Source organism: Streptomyces sp. IMTB 2501 (assembly GCF_001953885.1).
Classification (GTDB): Bacteria; Actinomycetota; Actinomycetes; order Streptomycetales; family Streptomycetaceae; genus Streptomyces.
This window is the reverse complement of record NZ_MQUS01000014.1, coordinates 217,839-237,350: the sequence shown is the minus strand read 5'-3', so window position 1 is coordinate 237,350 and position 19,512 is coordinate 217,839. Positions and strand designations below refer to the sequence as shown.

Sequence of the window (19,512 nt, the reverse complement as noted above, 5' to 3'; positions counted from 1 at the left end):
CCACGGCGCGAGTCGTAGGAATCCCCCCTCCTTGAGGAAGGGGAGGAAGTCAACCGGCGTGGGTGGAGAACAGTCCGCCGGTCGGGCCCTGCTTGTCGCCGCCCTGTGCCTTCTTCAGGGCGTTGGCGAGGCTCTCGATGGTGAGGGACTGCAGGATCACCCGGCCGTGGCCCTCCAGCGTGGCCAGGGACAGGCCCTCGCCGCCGAACACGGCGTTCATGATCCCCTGGCGGTTGAGGCCGCCGATGCGCTGGACGCCGTACTGGATGCCCTCCTCGAAGGCGACCACGCAGCCGGTGTCCACCTCGATGCGGCCGCCGAAGTCCGCCGGGTTGAGGTCGATGAAGTTGCCCGCGCCGGCGATGATCACCGTGCCGTACCCGGTGAACTTCTCCAGGATGAAGCCCTCGCCGCCGCTCATGCCCGTACGGCCGCCGGCGAAGGCGATACCGAAGTCGACGGTGGACTCGGCGGCCACGAAGGCGTCCTTCTCGGCGAACCACGCGCGCGTGCCGTCGAGTTCCAGGGCCCGCATCTCGCCGGGGAGCACGCCCGCGAAGCCGACCGTGCCCTCGCCGCCCTGGGAGGTGAAGTACTGGAACGCCATCGACTCGCCGGCCAGCATGCGCTGGCCGACCTGCATGGCGGTGCCCATGGCCTGGCGCAGCATGCCGCCCATGCCGCCGCCCGAGCCGCTCTGCTGCTGGCCGCCGCTGCCCGACGGGCCGGACAGCCGCGTCTCCATGGTCACGTTCGTGGTCTTGAACAGGAACTTTCCGGCCTCGCAGTACACGGTCTGGCCGGGCTGCAGGTTGACGACCGCCATCTGCATGGCATTGCCGACGATCTCTTGCTGAAGGGTCACGTCGGAAAGAACGCGGGAGACGGACCCGTAAGTTCCAGAGGGCGGGAACCGGGTCCATACGGGTGACACGCGAGGCGCCCGGTGCTGTCCATGCCGGGGCGCCCCGCGCGCGTGCGGGGTGGGTTCAGCCGCCCAGTTCCTGGTGACGGGCGGCGAGGCCCGCCGCGCCCTGCTCCGTCAGGGAGCCGAAGAGGCGCAGGCGCGAGATGCCGCCGTCGGGGAAGATGTCGATCCGGGCGTGTGTGCCGACGGCCGGCTCGGGGAGCACGAAGCGGTGGCCGGTGTCGGGCTGGAGGCGGGTGCGCGGCAGGATCTCGGTCCACTCGCCGCTCTCGCCGTCCTTGACGGAGACCGAGGCCCAGCCCGCGCTGTTGCCCTTCAGATAGGCGGTGTCGATCTCGACGGCGCGGATCTGCGCCTGGGCGACCAGCTGGTAGCGGATCCAGTCGTTGCCCTGGTCACGGCGGCGGCGGGTCTCCCAGCCGTCGTCCATCTTGCGGGAGCGGCCCGGCTGGATGGTGTTGGTGGCCGGGGAGTAGAAGAGGTTGGAGGCGTCCTCGACCCGGCCGCCGTTCTCCAGGGCGACCACATCGAGGGTGCCGAGGACCGCGAGCCACTCGGGGTCGGGGACGACCTCGCCGTACACCCGCAGGCGGGCGATGCCGCCGTCGGGGTGCTGGTTGACGCGCAGGTGCGTGAAGCGCTGCTCGACCGATATGGAGAAACCGTTCGCCGCGTGACCGCCGACCGCGGTGCGCGGGACTAGGGTTGTCCACTTCACCTCGCCGGAGAGCAGCTCTTCGGGCGAGGGCGAGCCCGGTACCGAGGCAGCCTCGATGGAGACGGCCTGCGGGTAGTTGCCGCGGAAGTGGGCGGTGTCGACGACGATCCCGCGGATCACACCGGGCGCGCCGAGGCGGACCAGCGCCCAGTCGTGGTCCTCCGCGGTCGGCCACGGGTGCTCGGCGGACACACCGCGCCGGCGGCGGGTCTCCCAGCCGTCCATGATCTTGCCCTTGTGCCCGAAGTGCTCGGGGTCGAACTCGGCCCGCTCGGGCACCAGCAGGTTCTCCCGCTGGGCGAAGAACTCGTCGTTGGCGGCGATGACACCGGCGCCGAGCTGCCGGTCGGCGAGGTTGGCGTACTGGGTGAAGGGGAAGTCGGCGGTGCGGTAGTCCGCGTACGGGTCGCCGCCTCCGTAGGGGTTCGCGTCGCCGGTGAAGCTAGGTATCGCCGTCACGGTGATCAGGGGTTCCTTTCTGGGCGTCGGCCGTTTGCCGGTGGCCGGGGTGGCTTACTGGGGGCGGGCGAGCAGGGAGCCCTTGGGCTGGGTGAACTCGCCGCCGTCGACGATGCGTTCGCCGCGCAGCCAGGTGGACTTCACGACGCCGTACAGGGTCTTGCCGGCGTACGCGGTGACCCGGTTGCGGTGCTGGAGGCCGGCCGGGTCGACGGTGAAGGTCTCGTCGGGGGCGAGGACGGCGAAGTCGGCGTCGCGGCCGGCCTCGATGGCGCCCTTGTCCCCCAGGCCCACGAGTGCGGCCGTCCGCGTGGACATCCAGCGCGCGACGTCCTCCAGGCCGTATCCACGCGCGCGTGCCTCGGTCCATACCGCTGAGAGGCTGAGCTGGAGACCGGAGATGCCGCCCCAGGCGGTGGCGAAGTCGGCGGTCTTCAGGTCGGCGGTGGAGGGCGAGTGGTCGGTGACGACACAGTCGATGGTGCCGTCGGCCAGCGCCTCCCAGAGCAGGTCCTGGTTGGCGGCCTCGCGGATGGGCGGGCAGCACTTGAACTCGCTGGCGCCGTCCGGGACTTCCTCGGCGGTGAGGGTGAGGTAGTGCGGGCAGGTCTCCACGGTGACGCGGACGCCCTCGGCGCGGGCGGCGCGGATCAACGGCAGCGCGTCGCTGGAGGACAGGTGCAGGACGTGCACGCGCGCGCCGAGCCGCTTCGCCTGCGCGATGAGGTTCGCGATGGCCGTGTCCTCGGCGCCGCGCGGGCGGGAGGCGAGGAAGTCGGCGTACTTGGGGCCGCCGTGCTGCGGGGCGGCGGCCAGGTGGTGCGGGTCCTCGGCGTGCGCGATCAGCAGGCCGCCGAAGCCGGCGATCTCTGCCAGGGACTGGGCGAGCTGGTCCTGGTCGAGGTGCGGGAACTCGTCCACGCCGGACGGGGACAGAAACGCCTTGAAGCCGAAGACGCCGGCGTCGTGCAGCGGGCGCAGGTCCTTGACGTTGTCCGGCAGGGCGCCGCCCCAGAAGCCGACGTCGATGTGCGCCTTGTCGGCGGCGACCTGCTGCTTGACCCGCAGGTGCTCGACCGTGGTGGTCGGCGGGAGGGAGTTCAGCGGCATGTCGATCAGCGTGGTGATGCCGCCGGCCGCCGCCGCGCGGGTGGCGGTCCAGAAGCCCTCCCACTCGGTGCGGCCCGGGTCGTTGACGTGCACGTGGGTGTCGACCAGGCCGGGCAGCAGGACGTGGTCGCCGAAGTCCTCCAGCCGGGCGCCGGCCGGGATCTCGGTGTCGTACGGCAGGACGGCCGTGATCTTCCCGGCGGACACGGCGACCGAGGCGGCCCGCGTTCCTTCCGGAGTGATGACGCGCGTCGAGCGCAGGACCAGTTCAGCGTCGGACACCCGAACCCCTCTCTGTACCGCCGTTTTACGCCCCAGAAACGGGATTTACACCCACGTAACGGATTTCAACGTTCTGTTGAAGGAGTCTTCACTCCCACTTCTCCGCCGTCAAGGGGCACACTGCTGGGCAGCGCGCACCCTGCACCCACTCTGGACGTTTCCACAAAGCGGAATTAGAATTCCAGCAAGCAGAACGTAGCTACGTACAAGCAGGGAGTCAACCGACTGCCGGGTAGGCTTCTGCACTCCTGCCAGCCCCCGAAAGGAACGCGCCGTGCCGACGTCCAGCGCCAGCACCACCGACTCCGCCAAGCCCTCCGCCGGGGGCGGTGTCCAGTCCCTGGAGCGCGCCTTCGACCTGCTCGAGCGCATGGCGGACGCGGGTGGCGAGGTCGGTCTGAGCGAACTGTCCGCGACCAGCGGGCTACCGCTGCCGACCATCCACCGGCTGATGCGCACGCTGGTCGCCTGCGGCTACGTCCGCCAGCAGCCGAACCGGCGGTACGCGCTCGGCCCCCGGCTCATCCGGCTCGGCGAGTCGGCGTCCCGGCTGCTCGGCACATGGGCGCGGCCGTATCTCGCCCGGCTGGTCGAGGAGACCGGCGAGACCGCGAACATGGCACTGCTCGACGGCGACGAGATCGTGTACGTGGCACAGGTGCCGTCGAAGCACTCGATGCGGATGTTCACCGAGGTGGGCCGGCGGGTGCTGCCGCACTCGACCGGGGTGGGCAAGGCGCTGCTGGCCGGGGTGCCGGACGACGACGTGCGGGCCCTGCTGTCGCGCACCGGGATGCCCGCGGCCACGGAGAAGACCATCACCACACCCGAGGGGTTCCTGGCGGCGCTGGAGGATGTGCGACGCACCGGGTACGCCGTCGACGACAACGAGCAGGAGATCGGGGTGCGGTGCCTCGCGGTGTCCGTGCCCGAGTCTCCGACGGCTGCGGCGATTTCGATCTCCGGGCCTGCTGGACGGGTCACCGAAGCCGCGACCGACAAGATCGTGCCGGTGCTGCAGCAGATCGCCCTTGAGCTGTCTCAGGCGCTGGCCAGTTCCGGCACCTGAGAGCCCGGGAGGCCTTCCTCGCCGGCGGGTGCGGGCGCGTTGCGGCTTGTCGCACGGCTCTCCGCGCCCCTGGGCGGCAGACCTAGGGGTTTCGTACGGATCAGCCCGGGTCCGCGACGCCCGGCACGGCACCTCGCCGCGTTGTCCGATCACCCGAGTACGCCCAGTACGCGGGTGATCCTCCGCCCTGCGATGCACCACCCCGGACGCCGCGGCCCGATCCGACCTGATCCAAACGAAACCCCCTAACCCCACTGTGTCGGTTCCCCGAAGAGGTCCACTGCCTCCCGGACCCCGCTCAGGCCCCTCGCCAGGGCACTCACCGAACCGATGGCCCCGGCGATCAGTAACAGGGAGTTGCGCAGGCGCGGGATCTCCGGCGAACCGCCGGTGGCCATCGCGGCGAGGGCCGCCAGTTCGTCCTCGGCGATGGCGCGGTCGGGGAACTCGGACGGGAGCGCGGCGAGTTCGCGGCGCAGCCGGGACACCGCGGTCCGCAGTTCCGCCACTCTCGGGTCCTCGTAGCTGCCGGTCACCGGTCTCTGCCCCAAGCTCCGCAACACAGCCCTCCCCCTCACACGCCGTCGTGCGCGGGCCAGTAAACGCCACCCCGTCCGGGAGCGCCACAGCGCGGACCGAAATTCAGCCCAAGGGAAACCGGCCGCCCCGTCCTGCGTCAGGTATGCAGGACTCATGACGGAGAACCATCACGACGAGGTCGCCGGGCTGCTGCTCGCCGCCGGCGGGGGCAGACGGCTCGGGGGGCGGCCCAAGGCGCTGCTGACGCACCGGGGGCGGCCGCTGGTCGAGCATGCGGTGGGGGTGCTGCGCGCGGCCGGATGCGCGCGGGTGCACGTCGTGCTGGGCGCCCGGGCGGACGAGGTGCGGGCGCGGGCCGATCTGAGCGGCTGTGTGCTCGTGGACAACCCCGACTGGGCCGAGGGCATGGGTTCCTCGCTGCGGGCCGGACTGGCCTCGCTCGCCGGTACAGGGGCGCGGGCCGCCCTGGTCAGCCTCGTCGACCAGCCGGGCATCGGGCCGGCGGCCGTGGCGCGGGTACTCGGCGCCTACGAGGACGAGAAATCACTGGCCTCGGCCGCCTACGACGGTATGCGCGGGCATCCGGTGCTGTTCGGCGCGGCCCACTGGGCGGACATCGCGGCGACCGCCACCGGCGATCGTGGCGCTCGCGCCTATCTCAAGGAACACGTGGCTCAGATCCGGCTCGTGGAGTGCGCCGACGTGGCCGAACCGTACGACATCGACACCGAGGCCGATCTACGCCACCTTGAGTGAAGAGGGTGGCACTGGGCGCCACCTTGCCTCGACCCAGAGAATCTCGACATCAACAAACCATTGAAGTTCCACAATGAGGAAACTACTATCCACTGTTCAGAAGCGCCTGCCCGCACAGTCGGCGCTGTTTGCCCTATTCGTGCCACCAGGCACCCGGTGCCACCGCTGAAGGAAGTGACAGCTCATGTCCGCACCAGCGCCGTCCCCGCTGGCCATCGTCGACGCCGAGCCCCTGCCCCGGCAGGAAGAGGTCCTCACGGACGCGGCGCTCGCCTTCGTGGCGGAGCTGCACCGGCGGTTCACCCCGCGCCGTGACGAACTCCTCGCCCGCCGGGCCGGGCGCCGCGCCGAGATCGCCCGCACCTCCACGCTCGACTTCCTTCCCGAGACGGCCGCGATCCGCGCGGACGACTCCTGGAAGGTCGCCCCGGCCCCGGCCGCGCTGAACGACCGGCGGGTCGAGATCACCGGCCCCACCGACCGCAAGATGACCATCAACGCGCTCAACTCGGGCGCGAAGGTCTGGCTCGCCGACTTCGAGGACGCCTCCGCGCCGACCTGGGAGAACGTGATCCTCGGCCAGGTCAACCTGATCGACGCCTACACCCGGAACATCGACTTCACCGACCCGGCTTCCGGGAAGTCGTACGCCCTGCGCCCGAACGAGGAGCTGGCGACCGTCGTCATGCGGCCGCGCGGCTGGCACCTGACCGAGCGGCACCTCGTCGACGCCGACGGCACACCGGTCCCCGGTGCCTTCGTCGACTTCGGCCTCTACTTCTTCCACAACGCCCAGCGGCTGCTGGACCTCGGCAAGGGCCCGTACTTCTATCTGCCGAAGACCGAGTCGCACCAAGAGGCGCGGCTGTGGAACGACGTGTTCGTGTTCGCGCAGGACTACGTCGGCATCCCGCAGGGCACCGTCCGTGCCACCGTGCTGATCGAGACGATCACGGCCGCGTACGAGATGGAGGAGATCCTCTACGAACTCCGCGACCACGCCGCCGGGTTGAACGCCGGGCGCTGGGACTATCTGTTCTCCATCGTGAAGAACTTCCGGGACGGCGGCGCCAAGTTCGTCCTGCCGGACCGCAACGCGGTCACGATGACGGCCCCGTTCATGCGGGCGTACACCGAACTCCTCGTCCGCACCTGCCACAAGCGCGGCGCGCACGCCATCGGCGGCATGGCGGCCTTCATCCCGTCCCGCAGGGACGCCGAGGTCAACCAGGTGGCCTTCGAGAAGGTCCGCGCCGACAAGGACCGCGAGGCGAACGACGGTTTCGACGGTTCCTGGGTCGCGCACCCCGACCTCGTCCCGATCGCCATGGAGTCCTTCGACAAGGTCCTCGGCGACAAGCCCAACCAGAAGGACCGGCTGCGCGAGGACGTCCACGTCGAGGCGGCCGACCTCATCGCGATCGACTCGCTGGAGGCGAAGCCGACGTACCACGGTCTCATCAACGCCGTCCAGGTCGGCATCCGTTACATCGAGGCCTGGCTGCGCGGGCTCGGCGCGGTCGCCATCTTCAACCTGATGGAGGACGCGGCCACCGCGGAGATCTCCCGCTCGCAGATCTGGCAGTGGATCAACGCGGGCGTCGAGTTCGAGAACGGCGACCGGGCCACGCCGGAACTGGCCCGCAAGGTCGCCGCCGAGGAACTGTCCAATATCCGCCAGGAGATCGGCGAGCAGGCCTTCGCCGCCGGCCACTGGCAGGAGGCCCACGATCTGCTGCTGCGGGTCTCCCTGGACGAGAACTACGCCGACTTCCTCACCCTGCCGGCGTACGAGCAGCTCAAGGGCTGAGCCTTACGCGTACGAGGCGGGTGCGAGCGGCCCCGGGATCCTCCGGGGCCGCTCGGTCGTCTCTCAGCCCAGGTGGGCCGACCAGTCCTGTTCCGCGGCGGGCTTGCCGTGCAGGTCGGGGACCTGCTTGAGCCAGGCCGGGCGGCCCGCCTGGATCTTCGCCGTGCGGAGGGACTCCTCGGCGGCGAGTTGCTCGCGGCTCGGGAAGTCGGTGGGCAGCCACTCCTGCGACAGGCGCACCCGGGCGAGCAGGTAGTCGGCATAGGCGGCGCGGACGTCGTCCGGGGTGGCGAAGCCGGCGTCCTCGGCCAGCCAGGCGTCCGGGACCTCGGCGACGATGCCGCGCAGCAGTTCCTCGGTCACCCGCGGGGCCAGTTCGGCGTCGGCGGCGCGGACGTCGGGGCCGTAGTGGCCGAGGGCGTGGTGCCGGAAGTCGTACCTCTTGCCCGGAGTCGTGGTGTCCCAGCGGTGGTGGAAGACGAGGGCGGCGCCGTGGTCGATGAGCCACAGGCGCGGCGGTACGGTGCCGAGCGTGGGCCAGACCATGAGGTTGGAGCTGTGCACCGTGCGGTCCACGTTGACGGTCAGCGCGTCCAGCCAGACGATCCGGCCGGCCTCCAGCGGGTCCACGGGGAAGCTCCTCGCGATCTCCGGAGTGAAGTCTCGGGCCCCGGGCAGATGGTCCATGCCGAGGTTCACGCCCGCGCTCGCGCCGTGCAGCTCCCGCACCTCCTGGTGCGGTTCGGCGGCGGCGATGGCGGGGTCGAAGTGGACGAGGACCAGCTCGGGGAAGCGCAGGCCGAGCGCGCGGGCGAGTTCCCCGACGATCACCTCGGCGACCAGCGCCTTGTGCCCCTGCGCGGACCCGGTGAACTTCACCACGTACGTGCCGTCGTCGTCGGCCTCGACGACTGCGGGCACGGAGCCGCCGGACCGCAGCGGGGTCAGGTATCGAACAGCAGTCACGTCGCGCAGCACATCGATCAGCGTATGCGCTCCGCCGGGAGAGCCGGATCGGTTGCGCCTTCCGACGTGATATCCATCACAGTCACATCGGCAACTACGCGTGGGAGATAGTAGACGCGACTCCGGAGACATATGGGATTTGTCCCTCTTGCTGTGGACATGAGGCGTCCCTGCGAGCAGCCGCACGCTGCCCGCTCGACACCCTCCCGTATTTGTCGCCCATGGACTCCTCCTGACGGAGCGCCAGCCGCAAGCAAACATCGCGGACGCGAAGGCGGCACCTCAGGGCCCTCCTGGCAAGAGGCTTCCAGATCTACGAGGTGCGATAGTAGGAGCGGCCTTTGCGCTCCATGTGAGGCCGTTCTGAAAATGAGCGCTCGGCGATCACCGAGTGAGGTTCACGCATGGCCAAGCACCGCAAGACGCAGCGTTTCCGGCGAATAGTCGTCGCGTCCGTCGTCATCGGCGCCGTGGGCGTACCGTCCGTCGCGCTGGCCTGTTCCGACTGGCCGTACGACAGGGCGGACCGGACGGACCAGGCCGACGTCGCGGCGACGAGCACGCACCAGCAGCAGAGGCACCACGGCCACCGGCATCACCATCGCAACGACCGTCACCACACCGGCACGCCGCGGGCCACCGGGTCGCCCTCGGGGCACCCGACCGCCCACGAGCCCCGGCGGACCGCCGCTCCCCAGCCGGCCGCCTCCGCTTCCTCGGCCCCCGCCGCGCCGAGCACCCCGAAACCCACCGCCACGGCGTCCGGGGTCGTCGCGCGCATCCTGCAGCTCGTCAACGCCGAGCGCGCCAAGGTGGGGTGCCAGGAACTGACCCTGAACTCGGCGCTGGCCAATGCCGCGCAGGCGCACAGCGCGGACATGGCGGCCCACCAGAACATGTCGCACACCGGATCCGACGGCTCGTCCCCGGGCGACCGCATCACGCGGGCCGGCTTCGACTGGAGCGCCTACGGCGAGAACGTCGCCTACGGCTACGCCACCGCGGACCAGGTCATGGCGGGCTGGATGTCCAGCCCGGGACACCGGGCCAACATCCTCAACTGCTCGTTCAAACAGATCGGCGTCGGTCTCGCGCAGCCGGGCAGCTACTGGACCCAGGACTTCGGCACGGCCCGGTGACCCCGGATCAGCGGCCGGCCAGCGGGTTCGGCACGGGCAGATAGCGGGCGGCCGCGCCGTCCGCTCCGGTCCAGCGCAGCAGCAGGTTGGTCTTGCCGGGCAGGGTGGGCGAGGCCAGCAGGGCCGGGATCTCGGGCAGGTCGTGCCGGGCCAGTTCACGGCGGGCGGCGGGCCAGGGGTCGAGGCCGGGGTGGTGATCGGCGAGGGCGGCGGCGATCTCGGTGAGATGGTTGACGACCAGGCAGTACACCAGCCGCTCCCAGCCGGCGGCCCGTGTGACGTCGGGCAGCAGCTTGGCGCCCTCCGCGTCCCGGAACAGCGCCTGGACGGGCATGCCGGCGGCGTCGACGGCGACGAGGGTGTTCTGCAAGTGGGCCTCAAGGACGACCCCGTGGTCGTCGAAGGCCTCCAGCGCGGGCGGGACGACCTGGCGCAGATACGCCTCCCACCAGAGCGCCGGATCGGGCGCGGCGGCCAGCGGGCTGCCTTCGAAGCCCTCGGCGAGGGCGGCGGCGAGCAGCGCGGTGGTGCCCGGCAGCAGATGGCCGCGCAGCCCGTCCCGGGCGAGGACGGCCAGTTCCTCGAAGGCGAAGGCGGCCGTGCGGTAGCCACGGTCGCTCAGCCAGGCCGCGGGCCCGCCCAGCGCCGCGAAGGCGTCCCCGGCGGCCGAGTCGGTACGGCGCAGTTTGCGCAGGTCGTGGCCCCACAGCCGGCGGATGTCGTTGGTGATGCGGACGTCCAGGCTGAACTTCAGGAACAGATCGCGCCCAGGCTCGTACACCGTGCGGATCGCCGCCGTCGGCCAGGTGTCGCAGGCGGTCGTGCCGAGGCGGAGCAGACGGCCGTCCGCGAAGGCCTCCGCCAGCTCCCGGCCCACCAGGTCCAGCTGCCAGGGGTGGGCCGGGAGGAGCCGGTAGCCGGGCGGTGCCGTGCCGAGGGCGTCCAGGGCGCTCGTGTCGCCCTCCTCGGCGACCTGGTCCTCGCGGACGGCGAGCAGCACCAGCGGGAAGCGGGCGTGCGCCTCGGGGGCGTACGGCAGCCAGGACGCGACCGGGCCGCCGCCGCGCGCCTTGGGCGCCGGGTGGTACGGGTGGCCGGTGATCAGGGACTGCTCGGAGCGCAGATAGGGGTCCGTGGGTGCCGTCGCCCGGGCGCGGGCGGTGAGGAGCGCGGCGACCGCGTCCCGGCTGTCGATCATCTCGGCGGGCAGATCGCCGCCCGGCAGCCCGGTGTACCCACGCAGTTCCTCCGCCACCAGTTTGACCAGCTCGGTGTGGCCGACGTGGTGCCAGGTCCCGGCCGCGCACAGCTCGGGGTCGGCGGGGCGGCGGCCGGCCGGCACCCGCAGCAGCCGCCCGCTCGGCAGCCGGTGGACCCGTGGGTCACCGGGGGCCGCGCATGGCTCGGCCACCTCGCGCAGCAGGCAGTTCAGCAGGGGTGCGGCCGCGTAGGCGTCGGCGCGGGGGCCGACGTCGCCGGTGGGGGGTGTGAGGTCCACGCGATCCGTTCGTTTCGTCGGGGGTCGTCGCGCTCAGTATGTCTCTCGTCCCCGACAATCGTCCTCCGCCGTCCGCGTCCCCGAGGAGCCGCCGTGCACCGTCCCCCCGCCGCCGAGGCCGTCGCCGAGGAACTGGCCGTCGTCCGGCCCGCGCTGCTGCCCCGGTACACGGCGGAGCTGCCGGGCGCCCGCGCCGCCGTTCTGACCCGGCTGTGGCGGGCGCTGGCCCATGAGCCGCTGCCGTGGATCACCGGCAGGGTGCGGGGCGCGCACAGCCTCGCGCTGCGCCTCGCCGACGGACGGACGTTGTACGGGCCGCACGCGGACCCGTACGCCACGAGCGCGTATGTCACCGGGGTCCGCCTGGACCGGGAGCGCCAGGTGGATCCGGCCGAGCTGATGACCGCCCTGGCGGTGCCGCACTCCGCCTCCTTCGCGGCCGAACTGGCGGACAGCGTCGCCTCGTTGGCGCTGTCGCGGGCCGACGCGGATCACTCGAAGGAGTGGCCGGACCGGGACTGGGCATGGGAGCAGCGGGTGACCGACGGGCACCCCTTCCACCCCAACTGCCGTTCCCGGCCCGGTTTCTCGGTGGCGGAGCAGCTGGCGTACGGCCCGGAGCACCGGCCGGTGGTGGAGCTGGGGACGGTGCCGGTACCGGCGGACGAGTGCCTGGTGAGCGGCGACTGGCCGGCCGAACTGCGGGACGGCGAGCGGGTGCTGGTGCCCGTGCACCCATGGCAGGCCGAGCACGTCCTCAAGCGGTCGTACGACCCCTGGTGCCCGGCCCGTCCGCTGCTGTCCCTGCGCACCCTCGCGCTGGACGACGGCCCGCATGTGAAGACCGCGCTGAGCGCCCGGCTGACGTCCTCCGTGCGGAACATCTCCCTGTACTCGGTGCGGGCCGCCGCGCCGCTGTCCGCCCTCGGCGAGGAGCTGGCGGCGCGCACCGACGGCCTGCTGCACATCACCCGCACGCTCGGCGCGGTCTCGGCCCACTCCCCCGATCTGGCCGCGCTGCTGCGGGAGTCACCGCAGGGGTACGCGGGTCCGGGCGAACGGGTCGTCCCGGTGGCCGCGCTCGCCATGACCGGCCTGCCAACGGCGCCGGGCCGGCTGGCCGCGCTCACCCGGCTGGCGCTGGCCGTGGGCCTGCGGCTGCTCGACCTCGGCGTGGCCCTGGAGGCGCACGGGCAGAACCTGCTGGTGGTCCTGGCGGCCGACGGAAGCCCGGTGCGGCTGGTCTACCGCGATCTGGCCGACATCCGGATCAGCCCGGCCCGGCTGCGGCGGCACGGCATCACCCCACCGCCGCTCGCCGGCCGCCTGATCACCGACGACGAAACGGTCCTGCGCCGCAAGCTGTTCGGCTCCCTGGTGGGGGGTGCCCTGGCGGGTACGGCGGGTTCGGGCCCGGCGCTGGGGGCGGCGCTGTCCGCCGCCGTACCGGACCTGCCGGACACCCCGGACCTGCGCGCCCTGCGCCAAGGACCGCTGCCGGTGAAGGCGTTGACGCTGATGCGACTGTCCCCGGGAATGCCGGGCGACCAGTGGGCGTCCCTGCCGAATCCGCTCGTTTTGGAGCCCGGCCCGTCCGATCAATAGGATCCGGCGATGATCACAAGACAACGGCTGGCGGCGGGAGTCTGTGCGCTGCTCGCCGCCCTGGCGGCCGGGATCGCGTTTCCCGGCGGAGCCGTCGCCGACGAGACACAGACGGCCGCGCCGAAGGTCGAACTCGTGCTGGACGTCAGCGGTTCGATGCGGACGCGGGACATCGACGGCGGCTCCCGGATGGCCGCGGCGAAGCAGGCGTTCGACGAGGTGCTGGACGCGACCCCGCAGGAGGTCCAGCTCGGCATCCGCACCCTGGGCGCCAACTACCCCGGCAACGACCGCAAGGAGGGCTGCAAGGACACCGCGCAGCTCTACCCCGTCGGCACGCTGAACCGGACCGACGCCAAGACGGCGGTGGCCACGCTGCAGCCCACCGGCTGGACGCCGATCGGGCCCGCGCTGCTGAAGGCGGCGGACGACCTGAACAGCGGCGGCGGAACGCGCCGGATCGTCCTGATCACCGATGGCGAGGACACCTGCCAGCCGCTCGACCCGTGCGAGGTGGCCCGTGAGATAGCGGCCAAGGGCGTCGGGCTGACCATCGACACCCTCGGCCTGGTGCCGGACGCCAAGACCCGTGACCAGCTCAGCTGCATCGCGGACGCCACCGGCGGCACCTACACCGACGTACGGCACAAGGAGCAACTGAGCAGCCGGGTCGGCCAGTTGGTCGACCGGGCGGCCGATCCGGTGGTGACACCGGTGGCCACCGAGGGTGCCGCGCAGTGCGAGAAGGCGCCGACGCTGAAGTCCGGGCTGTACACGGACCGTGAGGAGTTCGGGCAGCAGCGCTGGTACAAGGTCGACGTCGATCCCGGCAAGGAGCTGCGCGCCTCGGTGAGCGTGGCCGACGACCGTGCCGTGGGCCCGAACTACGGGATGCTGTTGCGCGCGGTGACCGTGCACGGACGGGAGATCGTGCGCGGCGAGGCCGCCGGCACCGGGCGTACGGACGTGATCTCGACGGGTCTGCGCTATCCGAAGGCCGCGAGCGGCGACGACAACGCGCCCGCGGAGACCGTGTGTCTGCAGGTCACCAACTCCTTCGCGGCCGGCCCCGGGGTCAAGACCACGCCCGGACTGCCGCTGGAACTGACCGTCGACGTCGTGGACGGGCCCTCGGGCCATCACGACGTGGCGTCCTTCGGCCTCGGCAGGGGCTGGTGGCTGCTGGGCGCGCTGGTGCTGATCGGCTTCCTGGCAGGTCTGCTGTGGGGCTGGCTGTCGCGCTGGCGGGTCGCGGTCTGGAGGACGAACTGATGCGGATCACTCGTGTACTGGGCGGCGCGCTGCTGGCGCTGGGCCTGGCCGCCGGGCCGGCCGCCGCCGACTCCCCGAGCCCTTCGCCGAGCGCGTCCGCCGACGGCTCGGCGCCCACCAAGGCGGGCACCTCCTTCCGCACGGCGACGGAGCTGGAGCAGGGGCAGCAGGCCACCGCGTCCGGCTCCACCGGTGACTACCTGTACTGGTCGTTCCCTGCGGACATCGGCCAGCGGCCCACCGTCAAGGCGACGGTGAAGCTCCCGCGGACGCACGGCGCGCAGAGCTGGCAGCTCGACGTGTACGACGGGCTGCGGCGCAGGCAGGCCTGCCAGTACGGCGCCGACCCCGGTACCGCCGCGCAGGACGCCCCCTCGGTCGAGCTGGCCTGTGTGCTGCGTACGGTGCGCGGCTGGGCGGAGCCGTCGGCCGACGACCCGCTGCCGGGCACGTACTACATCCGGCTGACCGTCGTGGACCTCGGGGCCACCGACCTCGGTCAGCCGGTGAGCGCCGAGGTGCGCGTCGACTCCAAGGACATCGGCGGTGCGGCCGCGGCGGACGGCACGCTGGGCAAGCCGCTGGTACCCGGTATCGCCGTCAAGTCCGGGGAGAAGACCGGCGCTTCGAAGGCAGCGGTGCTGTCCAGCTTCGGCTCGCACGACGGCTGGTCCTCCGGGTGGTGGTCCGACCGATGGGTGTGGACCGGGATCGGGGCCGTGCTGGCGGCTCTCGCCGGGATCGGGGGGTACGCGCTGACGCGCGGGTCGGGACGGCCGTCCCGGGTGCCGCCGAACGTCTGAGCCGACACGGCCGAAGGCCCGCCCGCCGGCGGGCCTTCATTCTTTGTCCACCCGCCCACCCGACTCGGCCGGAAGGCAGGTCGGAGTCCGGGGTGGCGGCTCGTTTCACGCCTCCCGCAGGGCCTTCGCCAGTGTGCTGTCGCCGGTCACCGTCACCCGCCCGGCCCGTACCGCCTCCGTCAGGCCCAGCTCGCCCCGCGCCACGGCCTCGCAGGTCGCCGCGTCCATCGCCAAGCGGGCGTCGGCCTCGGTGGGCGCGGGCCCGTCGCCGTACACCGGACCTTCTTCCGCGCCCACTCGCAGATGGAAGTCCCCTTCCTCCAGATGGACTTCGACCAGGCCCTCCCCGTCCAGGCCGCGCAGCAGCGGCAGGGCGAACCAGTGGGCGCGGACCGCGTCCGTCGGGCGGCGTTCACCCAGTTCCGGTGCGCCCCATGCGCCCAGCGCCTGGAGCACCGGCAGCAACTCCCGCCCGCGGTCGGTGAGTTCGTAGACATAGGCCGCGCCCGGCGGTGGCAGCCTGCGGCGGGTCGTGAGGCCGTCGCGCTCCATGTCCTTGAGCCGGGAGGCGAGGACGTCCGTGCTCACACCGGGCAGGTCCGCGTGCAGGTCCGTGTAGCGGCGGGGGCCGGCCAGCAGCTCCCGGACGATCAGCAGGGTCCAGCGGTCGCCGACGAGATCGAGGGCGCGGGCGGCGGAGCAGTACTGGTCGTAGCTTCGGCGTGGTGACATGCGACGCAGTCTAGACACGTTGTTGGACTTTCCAAGCTCTAACTTGGTAAAACCAAGCAACACAAGTTTCCGGAGGGGCGCATGGAGTTCCGGCAGTCGAACAAGCTCAGCGAGGTCTGTTACGAGATCCGCGGCCCGGTCATCGAGCACGCCAACGCGCTGGAGAAGGCGGGGCACAGCGTGCTGCGCCTGAACACCGGCAACCCCGCGGCCTTCGGCTTCGAGGCGCCGGAGGAGATCCTCCAGGACATGATCCGGATGCTGCCGCAGGCGCACGGCTACACCGACTCGCGCGGCATCCTCTCCGCCCGCCGTGCGGTCGCCCAGCGCTATCAGAACCTGGGCCTGGAGGTGGGCGTCGACGACGTCTTCCTCGGCAACGGCGTCTCCGAGCTGGTCTCCATGGCCGTCACCGCGCTCGTGGAGGACGGCGACGAAATCCTCATCCCCGCCCCGGACTTCCCGCTCTGGACGGCCGCGACGACCCTGGCCGGCGGCAAGGCGGTCCACTACCTGTGCGACGAACAGGCCGACTGGAACCCGGACCTGGCCGACATGGCGGCGAAGATCACGGACCGGACGAAGGCGGTCGTGATCATCAACCCGAACAACCCGACCGGCGCGGTCTACCCCAAGGAGGTCGTCGAGGGCATCCTCGACCTCGCCCGCCGGCACGGCCTGATGGTGTTCGCCGACGAGATCTACGACCAGATCCTCTACGACGACGCCGTCCACCACTCCGCCGCGTCCCTCGCCCCCGACCTGGTCGTCCTCACCTTCTGCGGTCTGTCGAAGACGTACCGGGTGGCGGGCTTCCGCTCCGGCTGGCTGGTCGTGACCGGTCCCAAGCAGCACGCGAAGGACTATCTGGAGGGCATGACCATGCTGGCCTCCATGCGGCTGTGCGCCAACGCACCCGCGCAGTACGCCATCCAGGCCGCGCTCGGCGGACGCCAGTCCATCCGCGAACTGACGCTGCCCGGCGGCAGGTTGTACGAGCAGCGGAACGTGGCCTGGGAGAAGCTCAACGAGATTCCCGGCGTGTCCTGTGTGAAGCCGAAGGGCGCGCTGTACGCGTTCCCGCGCATCGACCCGAAGGCGCACCGGATCCACGACGACGAGAAGTTCGTCCTCGACCTGCTGCTGCGCGAGAAGATCCAGGTGGTCCAGGGCACGGGCTTCAACTGGCCCTCCCCCGACCACTTCCGCATCCTCACCCTGCCGCACGCGGAGGACCTGGAGGCCGCGATCGGCCGGATCGGCCGCTTCCTCGGCGGGTACCGGCAGTAAGGCCTGCGGCCCGAGCCCGGTACCGGCTTCGATGTGCGCGCCGGGCACCGGTGCCCGAGTTCGGGGGTGACCGGGGTCGCGGTCACGCCGTGGCGGCGCCGTCGTGGTCGGGCGGAGGCGCGGATGAGGTGCGGGGCAGCAGGAGAGCAGCCGTGACCACGGACGTGGTCAGACCGGCGCCGAGGGTGAGGGCGGCCAGGTCCGGGACTGACGTCAGCGCGCCCGTGCCGAACAGTGGCCACAGGGTGTCGCGGAACGCCGTCGCCGCACCGATCGCGACGCAGCCGGCGACCACCGACGCCTCGGCGATGCGGCGGGACCCGGTGCGCGGGGGCCGGGCGACGAATCCGGCGACCGCGTTGCCGATCAGACAGAACGCGAGGTCGGAGGTGGTCTCGACGATCAGCATCCAGGCGATGAGCAGCGGATCCGTCAGCCGTTCGCCGACGGCCTGCGCACCGGTGACCGCCGCCGCGGCCAGGACGCTCAGCACGAGGAACACCGTCATCGCCCGGCGGCGCACCCAGTCCGCGGCATCCGGACCGGCCAGGCGTCGCAGGACGGGAATCCGTCGGCAGAGGTGGACGGCGTCACCGAGCCAGTCGTGCCGCCAGCCGGGCCACCGGTCGTCCCGCCGCTCCCCGGCCCGGCCGCGCCATCGGCGCCGTCGCATGAGCGACACGGCCACCGGCGCGGTGAGTACGGAGTTCGCGGCCAGCCCGCCGATCAGCACCGAGGTCCATATCCCCGAGAACGACGGGGACTTGGCGAGGACCGCGGCCCACTCGGTCGCGAGCGTGAGTCCGACCAGCGTGATCATCGCCGCCACCGCGCGCACCGTCTGCCGTGCCCGGTCCGCGCCGCCCGGCGCCTGCCACACGAGCAGTCGTAACGCGATCACCAGCGCGAGCACCGGCACCGTGAACTGTGTCAGGGACACCACCACGTCGTAGGGGTCGTCCTGCCACGGACTGGCCGCCCTGACCGTCTTGTCCTGGGTCGCCAGTACCGTCCACGCCTCGAACACACCGGCCATGCCGAGTCCGGCGCGGATCGTGGCCGTCGAAGCTCGTTCGTCGTCCGCAGTTGTCATGACTCGCATAGTACGCGCCTCGTACTACGTGACAAGTAGCAACGCGCTTCGTACCATGGGGCCGGGAGGAGACCCATGCACAGCAACGACGCCCAGATGCTCGTGCTCACCGTCCTCGCGGGCGGGCCGCTGCACGGATACGCCATCAACACCGCGATCGAGGAACTCACCGGCCGCAGACTCGGCCCCGGCAGCCTCTACGGAGCGCTGTCCCGGCTGGAGGCGCGCGAGCTGATCCGGCCCGCGGGCGAGGCTGCCGAGGCCCAGGAACGCCACCGCACCGTGCAGATCACCGACACCGGCCGCGACCAACTGCGCACCGAACTCCAGCAGATGGCCCGCGTCTCCGCCGCCGGCCTGCGCGCGCTCGGGATCACCCCGGCGTGAACGCGGCCACGCTCCTGACCCGGCTCTACCCGCCGGCGGTACGCGAGCGCTGGGGCGCGGACATCGGTCACGAGGTGTCCACATCGGGAATCCGCTCCTGGCCCGACACCCTCATGGGCGCCGTGCGGCTCTGGCTGCACCCCGGCGACTGGCCCGAGACGTGCACCGGTCAGACCCGGCGCGTCCTGACCGTCGCCCTGTTCGCGCTCACCGCGGCCACCGGCCTGCTGCTGCGCTCGGCCGAGCCGTCCTCCACTCTGACGGCAGATGTCCATCACCCCACGGGCAGCGTCTGGTTGGTCCCGCTCCTGGTGGGCGTCGGGCTCGCCGTGCCGCTTCCACCGCTGCGCGCCGCGGCGCTCCGTCGCCTGACCGCCGCGGCGGTCCGCACCCTGGCAGCCCCGGCCACCGCGGCCCTGACCCTGTGTCTGACGGCATGGAGCGGCCTGGCCGGCCACCTCACCGGCCCGGCCGACGCCGCCATGGTCCTCTTCTACTGGCTCACGCTCGGATTCGTCGCCCTGCGCCTGTGCACCGTCGTCGCCCATGTCACCCGGACCGCCGCCCCGCCGACCACGCGCCGGCTGTCCACGGCCCTGCTGTCCCTCGGGACGGGACTCGCCCTCGCGGCAGGGCAGAACCTCCTCGCCCTCGTCCGGACCGCGCCGCACCCGGGCTCACTCACGGACACCTTGACGCTGGGCCTCCTGGCGGCCGCGGCGATCGGCACCGGCCACGATCTGCGGCGGACCAAGGGCTAGGGCCTGTCCGGCGGGTCATGCCTGAATCGCGGAGCACGGCTCGCCCTCCCGCACTGCCTCAAGGGCGTGGGGGTACCCCCAGCGGCGCGTTGTCGTCGGTTGCCGACGCGCGTCGCCGCCCTCATCCGCCGTGCAGCTGGACACACCAGGCTCCGCTCACCCGTACTGACAAGACACCGTTGCCTGGGCCGACCTGTTCCGCCGAACAGGCCCTAGCCCCGCCGTGGCCGGGGCCTTATGACAGGCTCTGACCCGGTTGACCCGCGCTGCGGGCTTCATGCGAAGATCGCCCCG

18 protein-coding genes are annotated in these 19,512 nt (G+C 71.8%); 10 read left to right on the top strand and 8 right to left on the bottom strand.

The annotated features are described in order from the left end of the window. Window positions 1-49: 49 nt before the first annotated feature. The 3 genes from AV521_RS24690 to allB form a co-directional block, all read right to left on the bottom strand. Window positions 50-865 (bottom strand): AIM24 family protein, encoded by an 816-nt coding sequence (locus AV521_RS24690; protein ID WP_076090793.1) that lies wholly within the window; start codon window positions 863-865, stop codon window positions 50-52. A 124-nt stretch (window positions 866-989) separates the two neighbouring features. Next, entirely contained in the window at window positions 990-2,105 is a 1,116-nt protein-coding gene (gene alc, locus AV521_RS24685) for an allantoicase (protein ID WP_076090792.1), read from the bottom strand. Window positions 2,106-2,159: 54 nt separating this feature from the next. Next, window positions 2,160-3,497, bottom strand: a complete 1,338-nt coding sequence (allB, locus tag AV521_RS24680; RefSeq protein WP_076090791.1) for an allantoinase AllB — start codon at window positions 3,495-3,497, stop codon at window positions 2,160-2,162. A 274-nt stretch (window positions 3,498-3,771) separates the two neighbouring features. Here allB and AV521_RS24675 point away from each other — a divergent pair, with 274 nt between their 5' ends. Continuing rightward, on the top strand, window positions 3,772-4,566 hold the full coding sequence (locus AV521_RS24675; RefSeq protein WP_076090790.1) for an IclR family transcriptional regulator: 795 nt from the start codon (window positions 3,772-3,774) through the stop codon (window positions 4,564-4,566). A gap of 245 nt (window positions 4,567-4,811) precedes the next feature. Here the strand turns inward: AV521_RS24675 and AV521_RS24670 are convergent, their stop codons facing one another. Continuing rightward, entirely contained in the window at window positions 4,812-5,129 is a 318-nt protein-coding gene (locus tag AV521_RS24670) for a DUF5955 family protein (RefSeq protein WP_076090789.1), read from the bottom strand. A gap of 130 nt (window positions 5,130-5,259) precedes the next feature. Here AV521_RS24670 and AV521_RS24665 point away from each other — a divergent pair, with 130 nt between their 5' ends. Beyond that, the gene (locus AV521_RS24665) at window positions 5,260-5,862 is read left to right on the top strand and encodes an NTP transferase domain-containing protein (protein WP_076090788.1); all 603 of its coding nucleotides are present in this window, start codon (window positions 5,260-5,262) and stop codon (window positions 5,860-5,862) included. A gap of 184 nt (window positions 5,863-6,046) precedes the next feature. Continuing rightward, entirely contained in the window at window positions 6,047-7,672 is a 1,626-nt protein-coding gene (gene aceB / locus AV521_RS24660; RefSeq protein WP_076090787.1) for a malate synthase A, read from the top strand. A 63-nt stretch (window positions 7,673-7,735) separates the two neighbouring features. On the opposite strand, the gene AV521_RS24655 is transcribed toward aceB, so the two are convergent. Next, window positions 7,736-8,650 (bottom strand): HipA family kinase, encoded by a 915-nt coding sequence (locus AV521_RS24655; protein WP_076090786.1) that lies wholly within the window; start codon window positions 8,648-8,650, stop codon window positions 7,736-7,738. Between the two features lie 392 nt (window positions 8,651-9,042). On the opposite strand from AV521_RS24655, the gene AV521_RS24650 reads away from it, so the two are divergent. Next, on the top strand, window positions 9,043-9,777 hold the full coding sequence (locus AV521_RS24650; RefSeq protein ID WP_076090785.1) for a CAP domain-containing protein: 735 nt from the start codon (window positions 9,043-9,045) through the stop codon (window positions 9,775-9,777). Between the two features lie 7 nt (window positions 9,778-9,784). Here AV521_RS24650 and AV521_RS24645 read toward each other — a convergent pair whose 3' ends face one another. After that, complete coding sequence (locus AV521_RS24645) at window positions 9,785-11,275, bottom strand: IucA/IucC family protein (RefSeq protein ID WP_076090784.1); 1,491 nt, start codon at window positions 11,273-11,275, stop codon at window positions 9,785-9,787. A gap of 93 nt (window positions 11,276-11,368) precedes the next feature. On the opposite strand from AV521_RS24645, the gene AV521_RS24640 reads away from it, so the two are divergent. The 3 genes from AV521_RS24640 to AV521_RS24630 are packed head-to-tail and all read left to right on the top strand — an operon-like array spanning window position 11,369 to window position 14,955. Continuing rightward, the gene (locus AV521_RS24640) at window positions 11,369-12,880 is read left to right on the top strand and encodes an IucA/IucC family protein (RefSeq protein WP_076090783.1); all 1,512 of its coding nucleotides are present in this window, start codon (window positions 11,369-11,371) and stop codon (window positions 12,878-12,880) included. Window positions 12,881-12,889: 9 nt separating this feature from the next. Continuing rightward, window positions 12,890-14,152, top strand: coding sequence for a VWA domain-containing protein (locus AV521_RS24635; protein ID WP_076090782.1), 1,263 nt, complete (start codon window positions 12,890-12,892; stop codon window positions 14,150-14,152). Next, a complete protein-coding gene (locus tag AV521_RS24630; RefSeq protein ID WP_076090835.1) occupies window positions 14,152-14,955 on the top strand; it encodes a hypothetical protein in 804 nt (267 codons plus the stop codon). The genes AV521_RS24635 and AV521_RS24630 overlap by 1 nt, the downstream gene beginning before the upstream one ends. Before the next feature lie 105 nt (window positions 14,956-15,060). On the opposite strand, the gene AV521_RS24625 is transcribed toward AV521_RS24630, so the two are convergent. Continuing rightward, window positions 15,061-15,687 (bottom strand): winged helix-turn-helix transcriptional regulator, encoded by a 627-nt coding sequence (locus AV521_RS24625; RefSeq protein WP_076090781.1) that lies wholly within the window; start codon window positions 15,685-15,687, stop codon window positions 15,061-15,063. An 81-nt stretch (window positions 15,688-15,768) separates the two neighbouring features. On the opposite strand from AV521_RS24625, the gene AV521_RS24620 reads away from it, so the two are divergent. Further along, window positions 15,769-16,977: a pyridoxal phosphate-dependent aminotransferase gene (locus AV521_RS24620; protein WP_076090780.1), complete on the top strand. Its 1,209-nt coding sequence runs from the start codon at window positions 15,769-15,771 to the stop codon at window positions 16,975-16,977. Between the two features lie 82 nt (window positions 16,978-17,059). Here AV521_RS24620 and AV521_RS24615 read toward each other — a convergent pair whose 3' ends face one another. After that, window positions 17,060-18,070, bottom strand: a complete 1,011-nt coding sequence (locus AV521_RS24615) for a hypothetical protein (RefSeq protein WP_143658643.1) — start codon at window positions 18,068-18,070, stop codon at window positions 17,060-17,062. A gap of 75 nt (window positions 18,071-18,145) precedes the next feature. On the opposite strand from AV521_RS24615, the gene AV521_RS24610 reads away from it, so the two are divergent. Together AV521_RS24610 and AV521_RS24605 are read left to right on the top strand one after the other, a co-directional pair. Next, window positions 18,146-18,457, top strand: a complete 312-nt coding sequence (locus AV521_RS24610; RefSeq protein ID WP_076090778.1) for a PadR family transcriptional regulator — start codon at window positions 18,146-18,148, stop codon at window positions 18,455-18,457. Further along, window positions 18,454-19,218, top strand: coding sequence for a hypothetical protein (locus AV521_RS24605; RefSeq protein WP_076090777.1), 765 nt, complete (start codon window positions 18,454-18,456; stop codon window positions 19,216-19,218). Before AV521_RS24610 ends, AV521_RS24605 begins: the two co-directional genes overlap by 4 nt. Window positions 19,219-19,512 lie beyond the last annotated feature (294 nt).

Excerpts from the sequence above, each read along its gene's own strand:
- AV521_RS24610 (WP_076090778.1), top strand. The coding sequence starts at position 18,146 with ATGCACAGCAACGACGCCCAGATGCTCGTGCTCACCGTCCTCGCGGGC.
- AV521_RS24620 (WP_076090780.1), top strand. The coding sequence starts at position 15,769 with ATGGAGTTCCGGCAGTCGAACAAGCTCAGCGAGGTCTGTTACGAGATC.
- AV521_RS24635 (WP_076090782.1), top strand. The coding sequence starts at position 12,890 with ATGATCACAAGACAACGGCTGGCGGCGGGAGTCTGTGCGCTGCTCGCC.
- AV521_RS24625 (WP_076090781.1), bottom strand. The coding sequence starts at position 15,687 with ATGTCACCACGCCGAAGCTACGACCAGTACTGCTCCGCCGCCCGCGCC.
- aceB (WP_076090787.1), top strand. The coding sequence starts at position 6,047 with ATGTCCGCACCAGCGCCGTCCCCGCTGGCCATCGTCGACGCCGAGCCC.
- AV521_RS24650 (WP_076090785.1), top strand. The coding sequence starts at position 9,043 with ATGGCCAAGCACCGCAAGACGCAGCGTTTCCGGCGAATAGTCGTCGCG.
- AV521_RS24615 (WP_143658643.1), bottom strand. The coding sequence starts at position 18,070 with ATGACAACTGCGGACGACGAACGAGCTTCGACGGCCACGATCCGCGCC.
- AV521_RS24630 (WP_076090835.1), top strand. The coding sequence starts at position 14,152 with ATGCGGATCACTCGTGTACTGGGCGGCGCGCTGCTGGCGCTGGGCCTG.
- AV521_RS24665 (WP_076090788.1), top strand. The coding sequence starts at position 5,260 with ATGACGGAGAACCATCACGACGAGGTCGCCGGGCTGCTGCTCGCCGCC.